Below are 21,056 nucleotides of genomic sequence, written 5' to 3' on the forward strand. Positions count from 1 at the left end.
CTCGTCGGGCGGGGCGGGCGCGGCAGGTGCGGCACGGTCGGGCGCGTCCGCCGGCGTCGGCTGCGGTGGGGGCCGGTCCCCCCAGCCCGGCGGCCCCACCGTCCGCAGCACCGAGGCGACCCGCTCGTCGAGGGTGTCCGACGCCTCCGCCGGTCCGACGTCGGCCGGTCCGGCACCGGTCGGCGCACCGGCGGCGGGCGCGGCGCCGGATTGGGCGGCATCACCGGCCGCTCCCCCGCCGCCCGTGCCCTCCCTGCCCTCCCCGCCGTCCTCGCCGTCCTCGCCGTACAACTGCCGCCACCAGTCGTCCTCTTGGCCGCGCCGTGCTCCCTGCTCACTCATGGCGGGCATTTTTCCTGGCCGGTCGCCGTCGAAACAGGGCGCGCACGAGCCTTACGCGCCGCCGACCGGTCCTCCGGAGGAGCCCGTGTCGTCGAGTGTCGCGGGATCCCGCCGCTCGGGCGCACCGGCGCACCCCCGCCCGCACCGAGCAGACGCGACGCGGCACGCCCAACTAGCTTTCCCATACGACCAGTTGCCCCGCTGTTCGGGCTCGGCAGGGTGACTGGCGGAACCGAGCCGGCTCGGCGGGCACCGTCCGGCGGTCTCCGTGGGCACCGGGCCCGGCCGCCAGGAACCGAGGGCGGCCGGAGCGCCGGTACCGCCTTTCCGGCCGGCCACAAGGGTGCGGCGGGGTGAGCACCCGCCCACGACAGGCGTGCCGCCAGGGCACCGGGCCGCCGGCTGACCCTCCTGCGGCCCGGCCGGCAAGCGCGTCCGGGCCGCTTCCGGCACTCTTGGGCCATGAACGTGCGCAGCCCACGAGCCGTCACGGGGCCTACGCCCGCCGGGAGTGAGGCCCGAGCATGAGTTCCTGGCAGCTGGTCGCGGTCGGCCTGGTCATGCTGCTCGGGCTCTTCGGCGTGCTGGTACCCGGCACCCCCGGTCCGCTGCTGGTGTGGGCCGCCGTGCTGTGGTGGGCGGTGACCGACAAGTCCGCCCCGGCCTGGACGGTCCTCATGGGGGCCACCGCGCTGCTGCTCCTGAACCAGGTGCTGAAGTGGCTGCTGCCCGCCCGCGACCTGCGGGCCGCCGGGGCGCCGTACCGCACGCTGTTCCTGGCGGGCACGGCCGGCATCGTCGGCTTCTTCGTGATCCCGGTCATCGGGGGCCTGCTCGGCGCGGTCGGCGGCCTGTACGCCCTGGAGCGGGCCCGGCTCGGCAGCCACGGCGATGCCTGGGCCTCGACCCGTACCGTCATGCGCACCATCGGTCTGAGCGTGCTGATCGAACTGTTCTCCTGCCTGCTGGTGGTCGGGGCCTGGGCGGGAGTCCTCCTGGCGGGCTGACGACGGGCGGACGGGCGACAGGCCGGCAGAGGGCCGCTGCACGGGCGGACGGCGGGCGGCAGGCGCAGACGGCAGAGGGCAGACAGCAGGCGCTTACGGCCGGAGGCGAGGGCCTGGTCGGCGCCGCACGGTCAGCCGACGGGGGCCGCGACCGCCACCGGAGCGGCCTCCTCCCAACCCCTCCCGGCTTCCTCCGCCCTCCCCGGCAGCGCCCCGGCGCACCCCGACAGCTCTCCCACCGACAGCTCCCCCGCCGGAAGCAGCCCCGCCCTCCACAGATGGTGCACGGCATAAGCACCCCACGGCCGCCACGCCCCGGCCACCGCCCGCTCCCCCGCCGGGCCACCCTCCCCGGCGCCCCCGGAGTCCCCGGAGTCCGGATCCCCCAGTGCCCGCATCCTGATGTACGCGGCCGCCTTCGCGCCGACCCCGGGCAGGGCCGCCAGCGCCCGCTCCGCGGCGTACCGGTCGGCGCCCGCGTCCAGGACGACCGTGCCGTCCGCGAGCGCGGTGCACAGTGTCCGCACCGGCTCCGCGACCTCCTCTCCGGTCAGCTCACCGGGCGTGGGAAAGAGGTGGGTGAGCCCGCCGTCCACCGCGTCCAGCGGCTTGCCGTACGCCCGGACCAGCTCGGCGGCGCGCGCCGGCGGCCCGCCCAGCACGATGCGCACGGCCAGCTCCTCGGGGTTCGCGGCGCCGGGCGAGCGCAGCCCCGGGCGTTCGGCCACCAGCGGCCCGAGCGTCGGGTCCGCGCCCAGCCGCTCGGCGACGGCGTACGGGTCGGCATCGAGGTCGAACAGGCGGCGCATCCGCTGCACGGCCGTCGACAGGTCCCGCAGGTCGGTCAGGCGCAGCCGGCACTCCAGCCAGCCGCCGTCCGCCCCGCGCGCGGCCGGGCACACCAGGCCGGCCGGCGGCCGCTTCCGGGTGCGCGGCCCCGTGGGCTCGTCGACCTCGGCGATCCCGATGCCGTAGGTGAGCCGGAGCGTACGGCGGTAGGTGCGGGTGCCGTGGCTCCCGCGCACCTCCTCGACGCCGGGCACGGCACGTACCTGCAGAAAGTCGAAGATCTCGGCCGTCGCGTACGGCCCGCGGTAGGCGAGCCGCAGTGCGATACCGCCGGGCGCGGAACGGCCCCCTCCGGCGGCTCCCTGCGACGGGGCACCGGCCCGGCCCCGGCGTCCGGCCGCCGCTGCCCGCAGTTCGCTGGGCGTCCCCGCGTAGATCTCCCGCATCGTGTCGTTGAACTGCCGGATGCTGGCGAAGCCCGCCGCGAACGCCAGCTCGGTCACCGGCAGGTCCGTGGTCTGCAGCAAGACCCGGGCGGTGTGCGCGCGGCGGGCCCGCGCCAGGGCCACCGGCCCGGCGCCGAGCTCCGCCGTGAGCTGCCGCTGCACCTGCCGCGCGCTGTACCCCAGCCGTCGCGCGAGCCCGCCGACGCCCTCCCGGTCGACCACGCCGTCCCCGATGAACCGCATCGCCCGGCCGACCAGGTCGGCCCGCACGTTCCACTCCGCGGAACCCGGTACCGCGTCCGGCCGGCACCGCCGGCAGGCCCGGAACCCGGCCGCCTGCGCGGCCGCGGCGGAGACGAAGAACCGGACGTTGACCCGCTTGGGAGTGACCGCCGGGCAGCTCGGCCGGCAGTAGATCCCGGTCGTCACGACCGCGAAGAAGAACTCGCCGTCGAACCGCGCGTCCCGGCTGCTCACCGCTTCGTATCTGGCGTCGTCGTCCCTCATGCGTCCAGTCTGCGCCGCGCGCGGGGCCCCGACTGGCGGAAATCGGACCTCACCCTCACGGGGCGCCCCGACGGAGCGCCCCCGTGCACAGGGAGCCCGTGATCAGCTCAGCCCTGCCACCCCCGCCCCCGCTTCCGCTCCATCATGTGCCGGCCCAGTGCCTGCTTCTGCCGCCAGTCCCGCCGGATCTCGGCGCGCAGCCGGGCGTCCGTCTTCGCCACGATCCGCTGGTTCTCGCGCAGCAGCTTCCGGTAGCTCTCCAGCCGTCGTACGGGCAACTCCCCGCTGTCCACGGCCTCTTGCACGGCGCAGCCGGGCTCCGTCCCGTGCGCACAGTCGTGGAAGCGGCACTCCTCGGCCAGCGCCTCGACGTCCGAGAAGGTCCGGGCCAGCCCGCCCTCCGCGTCCCACATTCCGACGCCGCGCAGCCCTGGCGTGTCGATCAGCACCCCGCCGCCCGGCAGCGCGTGCAGGTCCCGGGTGGTCGTGGTGTGCCGCCCCTTGCCGTCCCGGTCCCGGATGGCCTGGACGACCTGCACGGTCGCGCCGACCAGCGAGTTCGCCAGCGTGGACTTGCCCGCTCCGGAGCGTCCCAGGAGTACGGACGTCCCGCCGGCGAGCACGGCGGCCAGCACATCGAGCCCCGCACCGGTCGTCGAACTGACCGCGAGCACCGGCACCCCGGGAGCCGCGGACTCGGCATCGGCGACCAGATGCGCCAGCCCGGCCGGCTCCCCGGCCAGATCCGCCTTGGTCAGCACCACCAGCGGCTGCGCCCCGCTCTCCCAGGCCAGCGAGACGAACCGCTCGATACGTCCCAGGTCCAGCACCTCGGCCAGCGAGACCGCGATCACCGCATGATCGACGTTGGCCGCGAGGATCTGCCCCTCCGAACGCTTCGAGGACGTCGACCGCAGGAACGAGGTGCGCCGCGGCAGCAACGCCCGCACCACACCGTCGAGATGGTCGCCGGTCAGCCCGTTCTCCAGGTCGATGACGGCCCAGTCCCCGGTGCACGGCACGCGCATCGGATCGCGGGTGGCGACCAGTGCGGTATCCGCCAGCACCGTCCGGATGCCGTCGCCTTCGGGCACCACGGCATCCATCCGTCCGCGATCCACCCGGACGACACGGCCGGGCACGAACCCCTGCTCGGCAAAGGGGGTGAAGCTCTCCGCGAACCCGTCGTCCCAGCCGTAGGCGGACAACGGGTGCGCAGCAAAGAAATTGAGGTCGAACAACGGGATGAACCCTTCGGAGAAGAGCAGCCCCGGCCACGCGCACACGGCGCGAGAAAGAACAGAGAAGTCGAGTCAGCCGGAGACCACGGAGGTGACATTGATGAACTCCTGGATGCGGGCAACGCCCTTCGCAAAGACAGTCATCAGTACTCACCTCCCGCATTCCTCGACGGCGACGAAGGCAGCCGTTGGCTGCCCTGAACACCGCCGACCCTAGACCAGCCCTCGACGACGGCGCCAACCCTTTTTTTCCGGACGCGGAGCCGCCCGCCCCCGGGCTCCACCACCCCCATGCCCCCACGTATCCCTCCGCGAGACGCTGAGACATGTAGGCGAGACGGAAAGCCATTCTGCGGATCGTTCGTGCTCTCTACGGTTGAGGACATCAAGCAGGGCACCACACGGCACACCGAGCCGGGGCAGCAGCAACCGGCCGCTATTGAAGGAGAATTACCGTGCGCGCAGTCATCCAGAAGTCCTTCGGCGGTCCCGAGGTCCTGGAGGTCGTGGAGACCGAGCGGCCGCAGCCGCTGTCCGGGGAAGTTCTCGTCAAGGTCCACGCCAGCGCGGTCAACCCGGTGGACGTGGCCGTCAGGTCCGGGGCCTTCCCGCTGCTCGGCGAGCCGCCGTTCGGGGTGGGCTGGGACATCTCCGGGGTGGTCGAGGAGGCCGGGCCCGGCGCCCGGTTCGCGGTGGGCGACGAGGTGTACGGGATGCCGTTCTTCCCCCGCGCCGCGACCGGGTACGCCGAGTACGTCGCCGTGCCGTCCCGCCAGGTGGCCCGCAAGCCCGCCTCGCTCGACCACGTGCACGCCGCCGCCCTTCCGCTCGCGGCGCTCACGGCCTGGCAGGGCCTGGTGCAGGCGGCGGACGTCAAGGCCGGCGACCGGGTGCTGATCCAGCGGGCGGCCGGCGGTGTCGGGCACTTCGCGGTGCAGATCGCCAAGGCCCGCGGCGCCCATGTGATCGCCGTCGCCAGTGCGGCCCGGCACGACTTCGTCCGCGGCCTCGGCGCCGACGAGATCATCGACTACCGGACCACCGACTTCACCGAGGCCGTCAAGGACGCCGACGTGGTCCTCGACTCCACGGCCCAGGGCGACCTCTCGCTCGGTGTGCTGCGCCCCGGCGGCGTCCTCATCAGCATCCTGGAGCACGGCAACCCGGAGCTCGCGGCGCGCGTCGAGGCGGCCGGGCGGCGCATCGCCGGCGTCTCCGTCGAGCCGGACTACGCCGCGCTCGAAGAGATCGCCGAGCTGGTCGACGCGGGCCGGATCCGCCCGTACGTCGAGCGGACGTTCCCGCTGGCGGAGGCCGGTAAGGCGCATGAGCTGGTCGGCTCCGGACACGTGCAGGGCAAGATTGTCCTGACGGTCTGACGCCACGGGCCACGAGGGGCGGCGAAGGGCCGCGCCGGGGGAAACGAGGGAGGGCGAGGCGGATGGACATCCTCACGGAGGCGCTGGCCTCGATGCGCACGGGGCACCCGGCGTCCGTACGGACCAACGGCCGCGCCCCCTGGGGCCTGCGGCTGCCGCCGGTCGCGGGCGCCGGGTTCCACGTGGTGCTGTACGGCACCTGCTGGCTGATCCCCCTCGACGACGCGCCGCCGCATCTGCAGCCGATACCGCTGAACCCGGGGGACGTCGTCTTCCTGCGGGACGGCCGGGGGCACATCCTCGCGGATCAGCCCGCCACCCCGGCCGAGGAGCCCAACGCCGAGCAGTACCGGGCCGGTTCACCGATCGGCTCGGTCACGCTCGGCGGCGACGGGCCGGAGACCAGCCTGCTGTGCGGCAACTACCACCTGGACCAGGGCCGCCCGCACCCGCTGGTGCGCCAGCTGCCCGAGGTGGTCCACCTGTCGACGCGGCACGGCCGCCATCCGGAGCTGAGCGCCGCCGTCCAGCTCCTCGGCTCCGAGCTGGAGAACCCGCGCATCGGCTCGGACGGCATCGTGCCCACCCTGATCGACTCGCTGCTCCTCTACATCCTGCGGGCCTGGCTGGACGATCAGCCGCCGGCCGACGCCAACGGCTGGGCCGCGGCCCTGAGCGACTCGGCGGTGGCGCCCGCCCTGTCGGCCGTGCACGGCGACCCCGCGGCTCCGTGGACGGTCGAGTCGCTGGCCGAGCGGGCCGGGCTGTCCCGCGCCGCCTTCGCCCGGCGGTTCGCGGCGCTGGTGGGCGAGCCGCCGATGGCCTACCTGACGCGCTGGCGCATGACCACCGCCGCCCGGCTGCTGCGCGAGAGCGACGCCCCGCTCACCACCGTCGCCGCGCGCAGCGGCTACGGCTCGGAATTCGCCTTCGCCAAGGCGTTCAAGCGGGAGTACGGGCAGGCCCCGGGCAGCTACCGGCGCCAGGCCAGGGCCGCCTAGGGGTGTCCTTCGGGCGGGTCGGGTCTCCGCTGCCGTACGGCAGGGCCGGTGGCGCCGGCGCTGTGCGAAGGTGGGGGTGTGACGTCGTTGGAGGACCTCGTCCGGCTGCGCCGGGCCCGTGACCTGATGGACCGCGCGTACGCGAAGCCGCTCGACGTTCCGGCGCTGGCGCGCTTCGCCCTCATGTCGCCGGGCCATTTCTCCCGCAGCTTCCGCGCCGCCTACGGAGAGACGCCGTACAGCTACCTCATGACGCGCCGGATCGAGCGGGCCAAGGCGCTGCTGCGGCGCGGCGACCTCACGGTGACGGAGGTCTGCTTCGCGGTCGGCTGTACGTCGCTGGGGTCGTTCAGCTCGCGGTTCACCGAGCTCGTCGGCGAGAGCCCGAGCGCGTACCGGGCCCGCTCCCATGACGCGGGCGCCGCCATCCCGGCGTGCATCGCCAAGATCCACACCCGACCGGTCAGGAATGGAGAAGCGAAAGCCCCGCCCCGCCCGTAGCGTGAAGCGCATGGACATCAAGCTTTCGACGTGCTTCATCGCCGTCGACGACCACGACAAGGCGCTCGCCTTCTACCGGGACGTTCTCGGCCTGGAGGTGCGCAACGACGTCGGTTTCGAGGGGATGCGCTGGGTCACCGTCGGCGCCCCGTCGCAGCCCGACGTGAACATCGTCCTCGAACCGCCCCTCGCGGACCCGAACGCCTCGGCCGCCGACCGGCAGACCATGGCGGAGCTGCTCGCGAAGGGCCTGCTGCGCGGCATCATCTTCCACACCGACGACTGCGACGCCACCTTCGAGCGCCTCCGCGCAGCCGGTGGCGAGGTGCTGCAGGAGCCGGTCGACCAGCCGTACGGCGTCCGCGACTGCGCCTTCCGCGATCCCTCCGGCAACATGCTGCGCTTCACCCAGCCTCGCGGGAAGTGAGCCCCGCTCCCGCGCACCGGCAGCTACTCTGCCGGTGCGCCGGGCCGGGGAGGAGCGAACGAGCCACCCGAACACCGATACCCGGACACAGCGCTCGAAGCCGGCCGGATCGAGCCGGGCGACGCCGACGGAGACCGCACAGGCGGCCCGCGTGACAGAGGGAGACAGGATGAGCCGGGCCCCCGGGACGGACACGCAGGCGCCTGCACCGCACCTCGCCGACACCCACGACCTGATCCGCGTGCACGGCGCGCGCGAGAACAACCTCAAGGACGTCAGCATCGAGATCCCGAAGCGCCGGCTGACGGTGTTCACCGGTGTCTCGGGCTCCGGCAAGAGCTCGCTGGTCTTCGACACGATCGCCGCGGAGTCGCAGCGGCTGATCAACGAGACGTACAGCGCCTTCGTGCAGGGGTTCATGCCGACGCTGGCGCGGCCCGAGGTGGACGTCCTCGACGGGCTGACCACCGTGATCGCCGTCGACCAGCAGCGGATGGGCGGCGACCCCCGCTCCACGGTCGGCACCGCCACCGACGCCAACGCCATGCTGCGCATCCTCTTCAGCCGCCTCGGGACGCCGCACATCGGCTCGCCCGGCGCGTTCGCCTTCAACGTCCCGTCGGTCCGGGCGAGCGGTGCGATCACCGTCGAGCGCGGCACCAAGAAGGCGGTGAAGGCGACCTACTCCCGCACCGGCGGCATGTGTCCGCGCTGCGAGGGCCGGGGCTCGGTCTCCGACCTCGACCTCACGCAGCTCTACGACGACTCCAAGTCTCTCAGCGAGGGTGCGCTCACCGTCCCCGGCTACAAGCCCGGCGGCTGGAACTTCCGGCTGTACAGCGGGTCGGGGTTCTTCGACGTGGACAAGCCGATCGGCAAGTACACCAAGAGGGAGCTGCACGACTTCCTCCACCGCGAGCCGACCAGGATGAAGATCGAGGGCATCAACATGACCTACGAGGGGCTGATCCCTCGGGTCCAGAAGTCGATGCTCGCCAAGGACAGGGAGGCGATGCAGCCGCACATCCGGGAGTTCGTGGACCGGGCGGTCACCTTCACCACCTGCCCCGAGTGCGACGGCACCCGGCTCAGCGAGGCGGCCCGGTCGTCGAAGATCCAGGGGATCAGCATCGCGGATGCCTGCGCGATGCAGATCAGCGACCTGGCCGCCTGGGTCCGCGGCCTCACCGAGCCCTCGGTGGCGCCGCTGCTCACCACGCTCCAGCACACCCTGGAGTCGTTCGTGGAGATCGGCCTCGGCTACCTCGCGCTCGACCGGCCGTCGGGCACGCTGTCGGGCGGCGAGGCGCAGCGCGTCAAGATGATCCGCCACCTCGGCTCCTCGCTCACCGACATCACCTACGTCTTCGACGAGCCCACCATCGGCCTGCACCCCCATGACGTGCAACGGATGAACGACCTGCTGCTGCGGCTGCGGGACAAGGGCAACACGGTCCTGGTCGTGGAGCACAAGCCGGAGACGATCGCGATCGCCGACCATGTCGTCGACCTCGGCCCCGGCGCCGGTACGGCGGGCGGGTCCGTCTGCTACGAGGGCACCGTCGAGGGACTGCGGGCCGGCGGCACGGTCACCGGCCGCCATCTCGACGACCGGGCCGCCCTCAAGGAGACGGTGCGGAAGCCCACCGGCCGGCTTCCCATCCGCGGCGCGACGACGCACAACCTCCAGGGCGTCGACGTGGACCTCCCGCTCGGGGTGCTGTGCGTCGTGACCGGCGTCGCCGGCTCCGGCAAGAGCTCGCTCGTGCACGGGTCGCTGCCGGGGCAGTCGGAGGCCGCCGGCGGGGGCGTGGTCTCGGTCGACCAGAGCCCGATCCGCGGCTCCAGGCGGAGCAACCCGGCGACGTACACCGGACTGCTCGACCCGATCCGCAAGGCGTTCGCGAAGGCCAACGGCGTGAAGCCGGCGCTGTTCAGCGCCAACTCCGAGGGTGCCTGCCCCACGTGCAACGGCGCCGGTGTCATCTACACCGACCTGGCGATGATGGCCGGCGTCGCCACCACCTGCGAGGAGTGCGACGGGAAGCGGTTCGACGCGTCGGTGCTGGAGTACCACCTCGGCGGCCGCGACATCAGCGAGGTGCTCGCGATGTCGGTGACCGAGGCCGAGGAGTTCTTCGGCGCCGGCGAGGCGCGCACACCGGCCGCGCACAAGGTCCTCGAACGGCTCGCGGACGTCGGGCTCGGCTACCTCACCCTCGGCCAGCCGCTCACCACGCTGTCCGGCGGCGAGCGGCAGCGGCTCAAGCTGGCCACGCACATGGCCGAGAAGGGCGGCGTCTACGTCCTCGACGAGCCGACCGCCGGCCTGCACCTCGCCGACGTCGAGCAGCTGCTCGGCCTGCTCGACCGGCTGGTCGACTCCGGCAAGTCGGTGATCGTCGTCGAGCACCACCAGGCGGTGATGGCGCACGCCGACTGGATCGTCGACCTCGGTCCGGGCGCCGGTCACGACGGCGGCCGGATCGTCTTCGAGGGCACCCCGGCCGACCTGGTCGCCGCCCGCTCCACCCTCACCGGCGAGCACCTCGCGGCCTACGTCGGCTCCTGACCGGCGCCCTCGCGGCCGCTTGTGCATCGAGCGGGCCTCCCCGGCCCGCGCCCGGCCTGGGAGGTCCGCGAGGTGCCGGGTGCGCTGATGGCGGTCACGGGCCTCACCGGCAGGCCGTGCGGGAACCGAAAGGGAGTCAGATGCGGCGTATCCGCGCGGCGATCCCGTGGCCGAGCAGCAGGTAAATCACCGCGGGCAGACCGTAATTGAGGACCACGCGCAGACCCTCGACGTCCATGGTGAATATGTCCTGCGACCAGCCGGCCAGCCAGTCGGCCACGCCGTGCACAAATCCGACGAAGACATTTCCCTGGTTTGCTTCGAGGAGGTAAAGCAGGATCCACAGGCCCAGAAACCCTGCGGCGATGTCCGCGATCGTGTGGAGGGCCAGGGCTGCCCGGTTTGCCCCGGCGCCGTCCCGGGTGACCCTTCGGGTGTCGCGGTGGGGTTCGTAGGGGTGGTAGGCGTCGTTTACGGGCATGGGTTCATGAGGACCGTTCATGCCCCCTTACTTGCCTCGCACGGAATCCCGAAACGCCTTTCAAACCTGCGATTCGATATCGGTTTCCGGAGCCGGGATCCCATTTCTCCGGCCGTCCCGCGGATCAAAATCGGACACGGCATTACTTCTCACCGATTCGTGCACATGCGCCGCTCTTGGGGAAATGTATTCGCATCGCAGGGTATTGCGTCGCCGATTGCGGGGGAATCCGGCCCCGTCGGCACCGGGCGGCCCGCCCCTTACAGCAGCGGCCCGCCGAGACCCTGCTCGGCCCAGATGATCTTGCCTTCGGGGGTGTAGCGGGTGCCCCAGCGCTGCGCGAGCTGGGAGACGAGGAAGAGGCCGCGGCCGCCCTCGTCCTCGTCGGCGGCGTAGCGCAGGTGCGGGGACGTGCTGCTGGTGTCGGAGACCTCGCAGATCAGGGTGCGGTCGTAGAGCAGGCGGACCCGGATCGGGCCGGTGGCGTAGCGGATCGCGTTGGTGATCAGTTCGCTGAGGATCAGCTCGGTGGTGAAGGCGCTCTCGTCCAGGTCCCACCGCGTCAGCTGCTGGGAGATCTTCGCCCGGGCGTCGGCCACGGCGGCCGGGTCGGAGGGGACGTCCCACTCCGCGATGTGGTCGGGTTCCAGGAGGCGGGTGCGCGCGACGAGCAGGGCGATGTCGTCGCGCTGGCGGTCCGGGAGCAGGGCGCCCAGCACGGCCTCGCAGGTCTCCTGGGGCGTCCGCCCCGGGCGGGCCAGGGACGTGGCGAGGGTGCGCAGCCCGCTGTCGATGTCCCGGGCCCGGTCCTCGACGAGCCCGTCGGTGTAGAGGACGATGCTGCTGCCCTCGGGCAGCCGCAGGTCCACCGCCTCGAAGGGCAGGCCGCCGAGGCCGAGCGGCGGGCCGGACGGGAGTTCGGGGAACTGCACGGTGCCGTCGGGGTGCACGATCGCCGGCAGGAGGTGCCCGGCGCGGGAGAAGCTGCACACCCCGCCGGCCGGGTCGTAGATCGCGTACAGGCAGGTGGCGCCCGCGACCACGGCGTCCTCGTCCGCCACCACCGCCTCCTGGTCGATGCGGTTGACCAACTCGTCCAGGTAGCTGAGGAGTTCGTCGGGCGGCAGGTCGAGGGTGGAGAAGTTCTGCACCGCCGTGCGCAGCCGGCCCATCATGGCGGCGGCGTGCAGTCCGTGGCCGACCACGTCGCCGATGACCAGGGCGACGCGCGCGCCGGGCAGCGGGATGACGTCGAACCAGTCGCCCCCCACGCCGGTCTGGGCGGGCAGGTAGCGGTGGGCCAGGTCGAGGGCGTTCTGTTCGGGCAGGCCCCGGGGCAGCAGGCTGTGCTGGAGGGTGACGGCCATGGCGTGCTCCCGGGTGTAGCGGCGCGCGTTGTCGATGCACACCGCGGCGCGGGCCGCCATCTCCTCGGCCAGGGACAGGTCGCCCTCCTCGAAGGGGGGCCGCTCCCGGGTGCGCCAGAAGTTGGCCACGCCCATCAGGACGCCACGCGCCTGGAGGGGCACGGTGATCAGGGACCGGCAGCCGTGGTTCACGACCAGCTCGAAGCGCTCGGGGTCCTGTGCGCGCCAGTCGTCGGCGGCCCGCACGTCGGTGATGAGCACGGACTCCCCGGTGAGGAAGCCGGTGGCCATCGGGGTGGTGGAGGGGAACCGGTGGCTCTCGCCCGCTTCGTAGAGGGGATGGTCCTCGCGGATACCGGCGAGCGCCACCCGGAGCAGCTCCGGCGCCTCGCGGGACGACCCGGTCGGCGGCTCCTCACCGCTCAGCACGGGTTCGGCGAGGTCGACGGTGACGTACTCGGCGAACCAGCCGACGGCCACCCCGGTCAGCTCCTCGGCGGTGCGCTGCACGTCGAGGGTGGTGCCGATGGCGACGCTCGCCTCGTAGAGCAGCCGCAGCCGGCTCTGGGCGGCCTCCGCCTTCCCGGCCAGCGCGAGGAGTTCGGTGGAGTCGCGCAGCGTGGCCACGCTGCCGGGCGGGCCGCCCCCGCGGTCCGTGGGCCGGTTGTTCACCGCCAGCAATCGGTCCCCCACCGGGAGCACCTCGTCGGTGGCGACCCGCCCGGAGGCCAGCAGCTCGGTGGTCCGGGGGCCCAGTCCGAGGTCGGCGACCGGGCGCCCGTCGACGTCCGGATCGAGGCCGAGCAGCCGGCGCGCCTCGTCGTTCGCCAGCACCACGCGCCGGTCCGCGTCGACGATGACCACGCCCTCGCGCACGGCGTGCAGCACCGCGTCGTGGTGCTCGTACATGCGGGTCATCTCGGCGGGGCCGAGGCCGTGGGTCTGGCGGCGCAGCCGGCGGTTCGCCAGCGCCGAGCCGGCCGTGGCCACGGCGAGCGCGGCGGCCCCGGCGCCGAGCACCAGCGGCAGTTGCCGGTCGACCGCGCTGCTGACCCGCCTGACCTTCAGGCCGGACGACACCAGGCCCACCACCGCACCGCGCGCGTCGGTGACCGGGACGACGGCCTGTACCTCGTTCCCGAGCGGGCCGTGGACGCTCTCGATGGTGACGTGGCCGTTGAGCGAGGGCTTGATGGTGCCGACGAAGTGCTTGCCGATCTCCTGCGGCTTGGGGTGGGTGTAGCGGATGCCCTGCCGGTTCATGACGACGATGAAGTCGACGCCGCCCCGTTTGCGGGCGTCCTCGGTCAGCGGCTGGAGCACCGCGCTGGGGTGGGGGCTGCGCAACACGGCGACCAGGCCGGGGCTGTGCGCGAAGGCTTCGGCGGCGGCGACCGAGCGGTCCTTCGCTCCCTGGAACCGGTCGCTGCGGGACTGGACCACCAGCGTGGTCACCGCGGCCACGACGAGCAGCAGCACGATGAGGATCTGGAGGAAGAACATCTGGCCCGCGACGCTGCGGTTCCCCGTGAGCGCACGCAGCCGCCCCTTCGAGGGCTTGGCCGTCCCGGCCGAGCCGTCAGGGCGCTCGTGCCGGTCGTTGCGGCCCTGGCGCCGACCGGTGAACCGGCGCCTCCGAGGTGGCCACGGTACGCGGCCGGAGAATCGGGCCATGGCTCATATCTACCCTGCGTCCGAGGGGTCCGACGCACACCACGCCGGGATACCGCATGGCTGTGCGACGGGCCCGCCGGGCGGGCTGCCCGGTGGTGTCACGCCCGTTCCCCGGGTCGCGTACGGCCCGGTCACGCGCGCCTGACCGCCCGCAGCAGCACCATGCCGGTGTCGCCGTAGTCGGGACAGGTGGGGTCGGCCGGCACGTGCGTGAGCGAGAGCCGCTCGGTGTGCGGGGTGAAGACCGCGCGGATGACGGTGCCGTCCACGGGGCAGCCCGGCCACCGGGGTGCGGTGCCGATGCGGTACGTCGGCATGTTCTCCATGAAGGCGGCGACGAGGGGCCCGCCCGGCCGTACCGCGGTGATGAAGGCGCGGCAGAGCTCCGCGAACTCCTCGAAGTCCTCGGTGACGCTCTCGGCGACGAAGTTCATCGAGGCCAGGTCGTAGCTGCCGGCCGGCAGGGTGCGGACGTCCCGGTGCACCACCCGGACGTGGGCCAGCGCCTCCGGGAGGGTGGCGGGCAGGGCGGGGTCGAGCGCGCGGCAGAGCGCGTAGAAGGGCTGCCAGCTGGCGTCGGGGCCGTCGCGGAGCTGGCCGGTCAGGTAGCTGACGTTGGCCGAGCTCAGCTCGATCGCGTCGACGCGCCGGCTGGCGGCGCCGGCGAGCATCAGCGGGTAGAGGTTGGGCCCGGCGCCGAACTCCACCGAGCGGCCGATGCTGCCGGGCGGGAACTGCTGGTAGAAGGCGGAGTGGTGCCGGATGACGGCCGCGTCGCAGGGGTGGATCTGGCGGTAGTTCTCGGCGAGGTAGTCCAGCACCGGCCAGTTGTCCCAGTCGGCGTCGTCATTACGCACAAGATCCGGCGTGTCACCGGCGGGCTGCTTCATGTGCCCTCTTTCACGGAACGTGGGTCACTGTCCCGGTCCACCGAGCGTACGCCGGGGACGTAGAGGAAGACCAATGTGACGACGGCGCCCAGCACGCCGGCGCCGATCAGGGTCGGCCGTACGCCCACCGCGGACGCGACGGGCGCGGCGAGGGCGTAGGACAGCGGCAGCAGGGAGATCGAGACGAACCACTCGACGCTGGAGACCCGGCCGAGCAGCACGCCCGGCACCAGTCGCTGCTTGGCCGTGGCCCAGGCGATCAGGCCGGCGGTCTCGAACCCGTTGACCGCCGCGCAGGCCGCGGCCAGCTGCCAGGAGCCCTGGGACAGGCCGTATCCGGCGACCGCGAGGGTGGCCAGCGTCCACGACACGTAGATGAAGGTCATGAACCGCGACGGCACCCCGAGCTGCCCCACGGCCAGCGCCACCAGCACGGAGCTCAGGCCGCCGCAGGTCAGGACCAGGCCGAGGTCCCCGGCGGTGCCCCCCAGCTCGTTCTTGATCAGGAACGGCAGCAGCACCTCGGCCGGCCCGAGGAAGAGCAGGTAGGCGAAGGTCGCCGAGACGTACGTGGCCCACAGCCAGCTGTTGGCGCGGACGTAGACCAGGCCCTTGAGCAGGTCCGCCCACACCGAGCCGGCCGCCTGCGTCGGCGGCGGCATCGGGCGGATGCAGAGCAGGCAGAACACGGAGACCATGAAGGTGACCGCGTCGAACGCGAACGCCCCGCCGGTCCCGATGCCCGCGACGAGCACCCCGCCCAGCGCGGTCCCGCCGATCTGCACCGCCGCCGGGCGGACGAACTGGTCGAGCGCGTTGGCCTCGACCAGTTCGGACTTCAGGACCAGGGTCGGCACGATGGCGTCGTACGCCGGCGGGTAGAACCCGGCCGCGCCGCCGTACACCATGACGGCGATGATCAGCTGCCACAGCTCCAGCGAGCCGCCGAGGGCCAGCGTCGCGAGCGCCACCAGGCACAGCATGCGGACGATGTCGCTGATCAGCATGGTCCGCCGGCGGTCGAAGCGGTCGCTGACGACGCCGCCCAGCAGGACCAGGGCGACCTGTGGAACGGCGCGCGCCACACCCACCGCGGACATCGCGGCGGGCGAGCCGGAGAGCGTGTAGACCTGCCAGGCCAGGGCGACGAGCAGCACCCCGTCGCCCAGCAGCGAGATGCTCATCCCGATCCACAGGATCCGGAAGTCGCGGTGGGCCAGCGGTGTGAGCAGGCGCACCCGGCGGGCGCGGCCCGCATCGTCCATGACTCGCATTCAGGTCTTTCGCCGCAGTTCGAACCGCTCCGCCAGGACTGAGATCGTCTCGTTGAGCCGGGTTATGTCGTCATCGGTGTTCGCCGCGGTGATCTGGACGCGTACGCCGACGCGGTCACGCGGGACGAGGGGGTAGGCGGCGAGGGTGACGTAGATGCCGTGGTTCCACATGAACAGGCCGACGTCGTCCAGGTCCGCGCCGTTGGCGAGCGGGAGCTCGATGATCGGCAGCCCGCTGGTGTTGGGCGTCTCGACGCCGAGCCGGTGCACGTGCTCCAGCACGCGCGCGGTCTTGCGGTGCAGGTCCGCGCGGATGCCGTCGCCGCGCCGGTCGTTGACGTCGAGTCCGGCGAGCGCGGTGGCGAGCGAGGCCGTCGGCGAGGGGCCGGAGTACAGGTACGGCGCGGCGGTGACCTTGAGGTGGTTCTTCATCCACGTCGGCAGGGCCAGGAACGCCAGCAGCGAGGAGTACGCCTTGGAGAACCCGCCGACCAGCACCATGCCGTCGTAGGTCTCGCCGAGGTGCCGGACGATGCAGTTCCCGCGGGAGCCGTAGGGGGAGGTCTCGTCGGCCCGGCGTTCCCCGATGACGCCGAAGCCGTGCGCGTCGTCGATGTAGAGCAGGGCGTCCCGGGCGCGGCAGATGTCCACGAGGTGGGGGAGGTCGGGGAGGTTCCCGGTCATGCTGTCGACCCCGTCCAGGCACACCATGCGGGTGGCGCCGGCCGGTGCCCTGCTCAGCAGCGCCTCCAGCTCCTCCGGCCGGTCGGCGTGGAAGCGCTGGACCGTGGCGCCCTGTGACCGGGCGACCTGGCACCCGTCGTAGACGGTGCGGTGTGCCCGGGCCTCGACGAAGATGTGCCCTTCGCCGCCGAGCACCGGGATGACGGAGGCGTGGATGAGGGTGATGGTCGGCAGCAGCAGGGTGTCGGGGGCGTCGAGCAGCTCGGCCAGCCGCTCCTCGATCTCCGGGTAGAGCCGGGGGTTGCCGATCAGCCGTGACCAGCTGGGGTGCGTGCCCCAGCGCCTGACCTGCGGTTCGATCGAGTCCATGATCTCGGGATCGAGGTCGAAGCCCAGGTAGTTGCAGGACGCGAAGTCGATGAGCCAGCGTTTGCCGCTGCGCAGGTGCCGGCCCTTCACCTCGTCGATCACCGCATCACACATCGGGTTGGTCTGCCGGAGTCGTTCGAGCTCGCCCCACCGCGGGTCGTGCCGCGCGCCGCTCTGTGTCCCCAGTGCCTTTCGCACGTGATCCTCCTCCACCCCGTGCAGACCGGTGGTCCCCGTCCCTTGGGGGGCCGAGGGTGCGGTGCTCCGGGGAAGGCGGGCATGGCGCTGCGCGGCGTTGCCGGTGAGGGAGGGAAGCCTGTGCTCGCCCATGCTTCGCAGCAGTTGCTCCGCCTGGTCCGCTGTCATCGGGCGGGCGAACAGATAGCCTTGCCCGAATCGACATCCCATGGCAGCCAGCCGGTCTCTTTGTTCAACCTCTTCGATGCCTTCGGCGATGACCTGCAGACCGAGGGTGTCGGCGATGCGCACGATACCCTCGACCAGTGCGACTTGTTGCTTGTCGACGCCGATGTCGTCGATAAATGACTTGTCGACCTTGAGCAGGTCGATGGGGAATTCCCGGAGATAGCTGAGCGATGAGAATCCGGTGCCGAAGTCATCGATCGCCATCCCCACGCCGAGGTCCTTGAGTTCCCTCATCACCTCCCGGATCTGTTCGTCGGAGTGCATGAGGACGGTCTCCGTCAGTTCCAGTACGAGCGAACCGGCGGTGAGACCGGACGAACTGAGCACGTCGCGCACTTCGTCCAGGAAACCGGGGTCCCGGAATTGACGGGCGGAAACATTGACCGTGATGTGCAGGGAATGCGGCCTCGGGATGGACTGCTGCCAGCGGGCGACGTTGGTGGCGGCCTGTTCGAGCACCCAGGCGCCCAGCGGCATGATGTGCCCGGTCTCCTCGGCCAGGGCGATGAACTGGTCGGGCTGCACCAGGCCGTGGCGGGCGTGCGGCCAGCGGGCCAGTGCCTCGAATCCGGCGAGTTCGCCGGTCGCGATCTCCACGATGGGCTGGTAGCGCACGTCGAACGCCTCGCTGTCGATGGCGCCCTCCAGGCGGGCCCGGAGTTCGTGCCGTTCGAGCATTCCGCTGTGCAGTTGCGCCTGGTAGCGGCGCCACTGCCGCTTGCCGGCCGTCTTCGCCGCGTAGAGCGCGAGGTCGGCGTGGCCGAGGAGTTCCTCCGCGTCGGCGCTGTCCTGGGCGGTGGCGATGCCCACGCTGGCCGACATCCGGATCATCTCGCCGGAGAGCCGGAAGGGCTGGTTGAGGTTCTGTACGACCTGTTCACCGAGCACCTCGGCGTCCGCGGGGTCGCGCGCCCCCTCCATCAGCACCCCGAATTCATCGCCTCCCAGGCGGGCCGCGGTGTCGCTGACGCGCAGCGAACCGGACAGCCGCCGGGCCACCGCGACGAGGAGTTCGTCCCCCACCGAGTGGCCACTGGTGTCGTTGACGACCTTGAAGTCGTCGAGGTCGATGAAGAGCACGCACGGCACGGTCCGGTCCCGGCGGCCACGCAGCAACGCGCGCTGGATCCGCTCCACGAGGAGCACCCGGTTGGGCAGCCCGGTCAGGGAGTCGTGGAAGGCGCGGTGGGTCAGTTCGCGCTCCAGCTTGCGCTGCTCGGTCACGTCCCGCAGCGTCAGGACCAGTCCGTGCACGGTCTCGTCGTGCCGCAGGTTGCTGCACCGGGCCTCGACGTCGATGCGCGCCCCGCCCCGCTGGAGCACCTGCCAGTCGTCGCGGGTGTCCTGGTCGCCCTCTTCGCGCATGCGCTGCAGTGCGTGCAGGGCGCGGCTGCCGTCCTGGTCCGCCATCAGCTCGGTGAGCCGGACCCCGCCGAGCGGCGTCCGGCCGAACATCCCCTCGGCGGACGGGCTGGCGTAGCGGATGGTGTTGTCGTCGTCGAGGATCAGGATGACGTCGGAGGTGTTGTGCACGAGGGTGCGGAAGTACGCCTCGCTGTTGCGCCGGTTGATCTCCTGGCCGAGGGCCACGCGTTCCATGGCCAGGGCTACCTGGGAGGCGAGGGTCTCGAAGGAACTCCACCGCTCCACAAGGCTTTTTTCCGTGCCCGCCACGATCAGGGCGCCGATCAGTGAGTCCCCGGCCGGGCCGTTCCTGATGGCCAGCGGGCACAGCAGCGCCTTGGGCAGGGCCCCCAGGGCGACGGTCGCCGTCGCGCCGAGTTCCTCGACCGGCAGGAGCTGCGTCTCCCGGGCGAGGAAGTGGGGGCGCCAGGCGTCGGCCGTCTCGTCGGTCCAGCTGACGGACCAGTTCGCGCGGTGCGTGACGGTGCGTACGGCGCTCAGCCGGGCCTCGTCGGGGGCGAGCCGCAGCAGCGCGACCTCGAACCGCTCCCCCGTCCCGAAGAGGGGCTCCGCGGCGTGCTGGATGGACGTGGCGATGTCCTCCACGCCGGCCGCGGCGACCAGGGACGCGGCCGCCGTCCGCAGGCCCCGCTCCCTGGTCACCGCCATCAGGTGCACGGCGACCAGGCCCGACAGACGGGCGAGGACGAGCAGGAAGAGCACGGCGGAGAACACCGCGATCACGGGCACGTCGTGCATGTCGCCGCGCAGCGACTCCAGAATGAGCATGAGGGGCGCGATGAGCGACGCCATGCCGAGCACGACGAGCCGCCGCGGATGGATTCCGGACGGCCGCACGGGGGTCCGTTCGGTGAGTTCCACCATGGACGGATGCAGCGCGGCCAGCCCCCACGCGGTGAAGAAGACCACCCAGCCCAGGTCCATCGGCGTGCCGACCTGCCAGGTGCCCTTGAGCTGGAGGAGCCCGTACAGCACGTCGGAGAAGAGGATGCCGAGCGTGCCGAGGGTGAGGAACTGGACGGCGCGCGTCCGCACCGCGCCGGGGGCCAGCAGCCGGGCGAGCATCGCCAGCATCAGCACGTCACCGAGCGGATAGGCGATCGAGATCGAGCGCTGCACCCACGTCATGTCGGCGGCCGTGGTGTAGGGGTTGATCAGGAAGTCCCAGGACAGCAGCGCCAGACCGGACGTCAGGATCAGCGCGTCCAGCAGGCTCGCCATGTCGCGGCCGGTCCTGCGGTACCGGATGAAGCCCAGCAGCCCGGCGGCGAAAAGCGGGTAGGTCGCCAGGTAGAAGACGTCGGCCAGCGAGGGAAACGGATTCTGCTGGTCGAAGAAGGTGTTGAGCACGTTGTACGTGGTGTCGCCCGCGGTGAAGGCGAGGTTCGCGGCGGCGAGCAGCAGCCAGGGCCAGGCGTGCGCCGGCCGGTGGATCCGGATGCCGAGCAGGATGGCGCCGACGCTGGCGAGGCCGATCGCGGCCCAGGTGACGGTGTGGGCGGCCGGCACCGTCAGATAGACGACCGTGGGAGGGATCACCGCGAGGACGTACGCGGTCATCAGGTGGTGTGTGCGGATCACGGAGAACCGCCTCCTCCCGTTGCCGGACCGACGACACCAGCGTCTTCGTCAGCAACGCGTGATCCGCCAGCGGCCTGCCCGGCCACACCTCCTCCTGCTTCTGCACGGGGCTGCAACCCGGCGATTTCTTGATACTATGTCCGTTTTTGTTCATGCGCATGGCAGTCTGTTTGGCATATGCCAGTGACATGTGCGGACAGTTGGGCGCTCGACGGCGGCCCACCGAACGACCGCCGCTCACCGCCGCAACCCGCCCGCAGCGGGGCACCTCGGCGCAGTTGGCGGCGCCCGCCGTGAACCCCTCGCGGGTGACGAGGAGTTGAGGGCGTATACGACGTCGCGCCGGGTTGCCGGTGGTCGCGCTGTGCCGCGCGGGGTGCGCCGGGTGGACCGCCGCCGGGCGCGGGCAGTCGGTGAGCAGCCCTCAACGACTCGGACCCGGGCGGACCCGGCCGTCGGCCGCGTGGGGCACCCGCCGTGCGGGCACGACCGCTTCCCCACCGCGCGAGCACCGGCCGCTCACCGCCCCGCGAGCACGGGCCACCCGCCGCTCAGCAGCACAGTCGATCACCACACAAAGGGGCAGAATGCTAAATATGGGGCAGAGAGAAAATTTCCGGCGAGAGGGTGACGACCCCCGCGGCTCGTCGCCCTCACACCGGCAACGCCTTCG

General features: G+C 72.1%; 13 protein-coding genes and 1 pseudogene. 6 read left to right on the forward strand and 8 right to left on the reverse strand.

Annotation, left to right across the window (positions count from 1 at the left end):
* Positions 1-342 (reverse strand): annotated as a pseudogene (locus OO62_RS29540) (hypothetical protein); the annotation flags it as partial.
* A 524-nt stretch (positions 343-866) separates the two neighbouring features.
* On the opposite strand from OO62_RS29540, the gene OO62_RS29545 reads away from it, so the two are divergent.
* On the forward strand, positions 867-1,349 hold the full coding sequence (locus OO62_RS29545; RefSeq protein ID WP_033270702.1) for a DUF456 domain-containing protein: 483 nt from the start codon (positions 867-869) through the stop codon (positions 1,347-1,349).
* Between the two features lie 131 nt (positions 1,350-1,480).
* Here OO62_RS29545 and OO62_RS29550 read toward each other — a convergent pair whose 3' ends face one another.
* Positions 1,481-3,091 (reverse strand): DNA-3-methyladenine glycosylase 2 family protein, encoded by a 1,611-nt coding sequence (locus tag OO62_RS29550; protein ID WP_078617419.1) that lies wholly within the window; start codon positions 3,089-3,091, stop codon positions 1,481-1,483.
* A gap of 107 nt (positions 3,092-3,198) precedes the next feature.
* Positions 3,199-4,332 (reverse strand): ribosome small subunit-dependent GTPase A, encoded by a 1,134-nt coding sequence (rsgA, locus tag OO62_RS29555; protein ID WP_033270731.1) that lies wholly within the window; start codon positions 4,330-4,332, stop codon positions 3,199-3,201.
* Positions 4,333-4,787: 455 nt separating this feature from the next.
* Here rsgA and OO62_RS29560 point away from each other — a divergent pair, with 455 nt between their 5' ends.
* The 5 genes from OO62_RS29560 to OO62_RS29580 all read left to right on the forward strand — a co-directional run bounded on the left by OO62_RS29560 (position 4,788) and on the right by OO62_RS29580 (position 10,212).
* The gene (locus OO62_RS29560; protein WP_033270703.1) at positions 4,788-5,711 is read left to right on the forward strand and encodes an NADP-dependent oxidoreductase; all 924 of its coding nucleotides are present in this window, start codon (positions 4,788-4,790) and stop codon (positions 5,709-5,711) included.
* Between the two features lie 62 nt (positions 5,712-5,773).
* Positions 5,774-6,712 (forward strand): AraC family transcriptional regulator, encoded by a 939-nt coding sequence (locus OO62_RS29565; RefSeq protein ID WP_033270704.1) that lies wholly within the window; start codon positions 5,774-5,776, stop codon positions 6,710-6,712.
* A 126-nt stretch (positions 6,713-6,838) separates the two neighbouring features.
* On the forward strand, positions 6,839-7,213 hold the full coding sequence (locus OO62_RS29570; protein WP_051733722.1) for a helix-turn-helix transcriptional regulator: 375 nt from the start codon (positions 6,839-6,841) through the stop codon (positions 7,211-7,213).
* Between the two features lie 10 nt (positions 7,214-7,223).
* Positions 7,224-7,640 carry a VOC family protein gene (locus tag OO62_RS29575; protein ID WP_033270733.1) on the forward strand — a complete coding sequence of 139 codons (417 nt, stop codon included), beginning with the start codon at positions 7,224-7,226 and terminating at the stop codon, positions 7,638-7,640.
* 169 nt (positions 7,641-7,809) lie between these two features.
* Complete coding sequence (locus tag OO62_RS29580) at positions 7,810-10,212, forward strand: ATP-binding cassette domain-containing protein (protein ID WP_033270705.1); 2,403 nt, start codon at positions 7,810-7,812, stop codon at positions 10,210-10,212.
* A gap of 136 nt (positions 10,213-10,348) precedes the next feature.
* Here OO62_RS29580 and OO62_RS29585 read toward each other — a convergent pair whose 3' ends face one another.
* From OO62_RS29585 to OO62_RS29605, 5 genes are all read right to left on the reverse strand, one after another.
* A complete protein-coding gene (locus tag OO62_RS29585) occupies positions 10,349-10,693 on the reverse strand; it encodes a hypothetical protein (protein ID WP_033270706.1) in 345 nt (114 codons plus the stop codon).
* 260 nt (positions 10,694-10,953) lie between these two features.
* A complete protein-coding gene (locus OO62_RS29590) occupies positions 10,954-13,734 on the reverse strand; it encodes a SpoIIE family protein phosphatase (RefSeq protein WP_078617420.1) in 2,781 nt (926 codons plus the stop codon).
* 131 nt (positions 13,735-13,865) lie between these two features.
* Positions 13,866-14,624, reverse strand: coding sequence for a class I SAM-dependent methyltransferase (locus OO62_RS29595; RefSeq protein ID WP_051733715.1), 759 nt, complete (start codon positions 14,622-14,624; stop codon positions 13,866-13,868).
* Positions 14,621-15,889, reverse strand: a complete 1,269-nt coding sequence (locus tag OO62_RS29600) for an MFS transporter (protein ID WP_051733716.1) — start codon at positions 15,887-15,889, stop codon at positions 14,621-14,623. Before OO62_RS29600 ends, OO62_RS29595 begins: the two co-directional genes overlap by 4 nt.
* 9 nt (positions 15,890-15,898) lie before the next feature.
* Entirely contained in the window at positions 15,899-20,383 is a 4,485-nt protein-coding gene (locus OO62_RS29605) for an aminotransferase class I/II-fold pyridoxal phosphate-dependent enzyme (protein WP_318533633.1), read from the reverse strand.
* Positions 20,384-21,056: the final 673 nt, after the last annotated feature.

This window comes from Streptomyces lydicus, from assembly GCF_000717345.1.
In the GTDB taxonomy this organism is placed as follows: domain Bacteria; phylum Actinomycetota; class Actinomycetes; order Streptomycetales; family Streptomycetaceae; genus Streptomyces; species Streptomyces lydicus.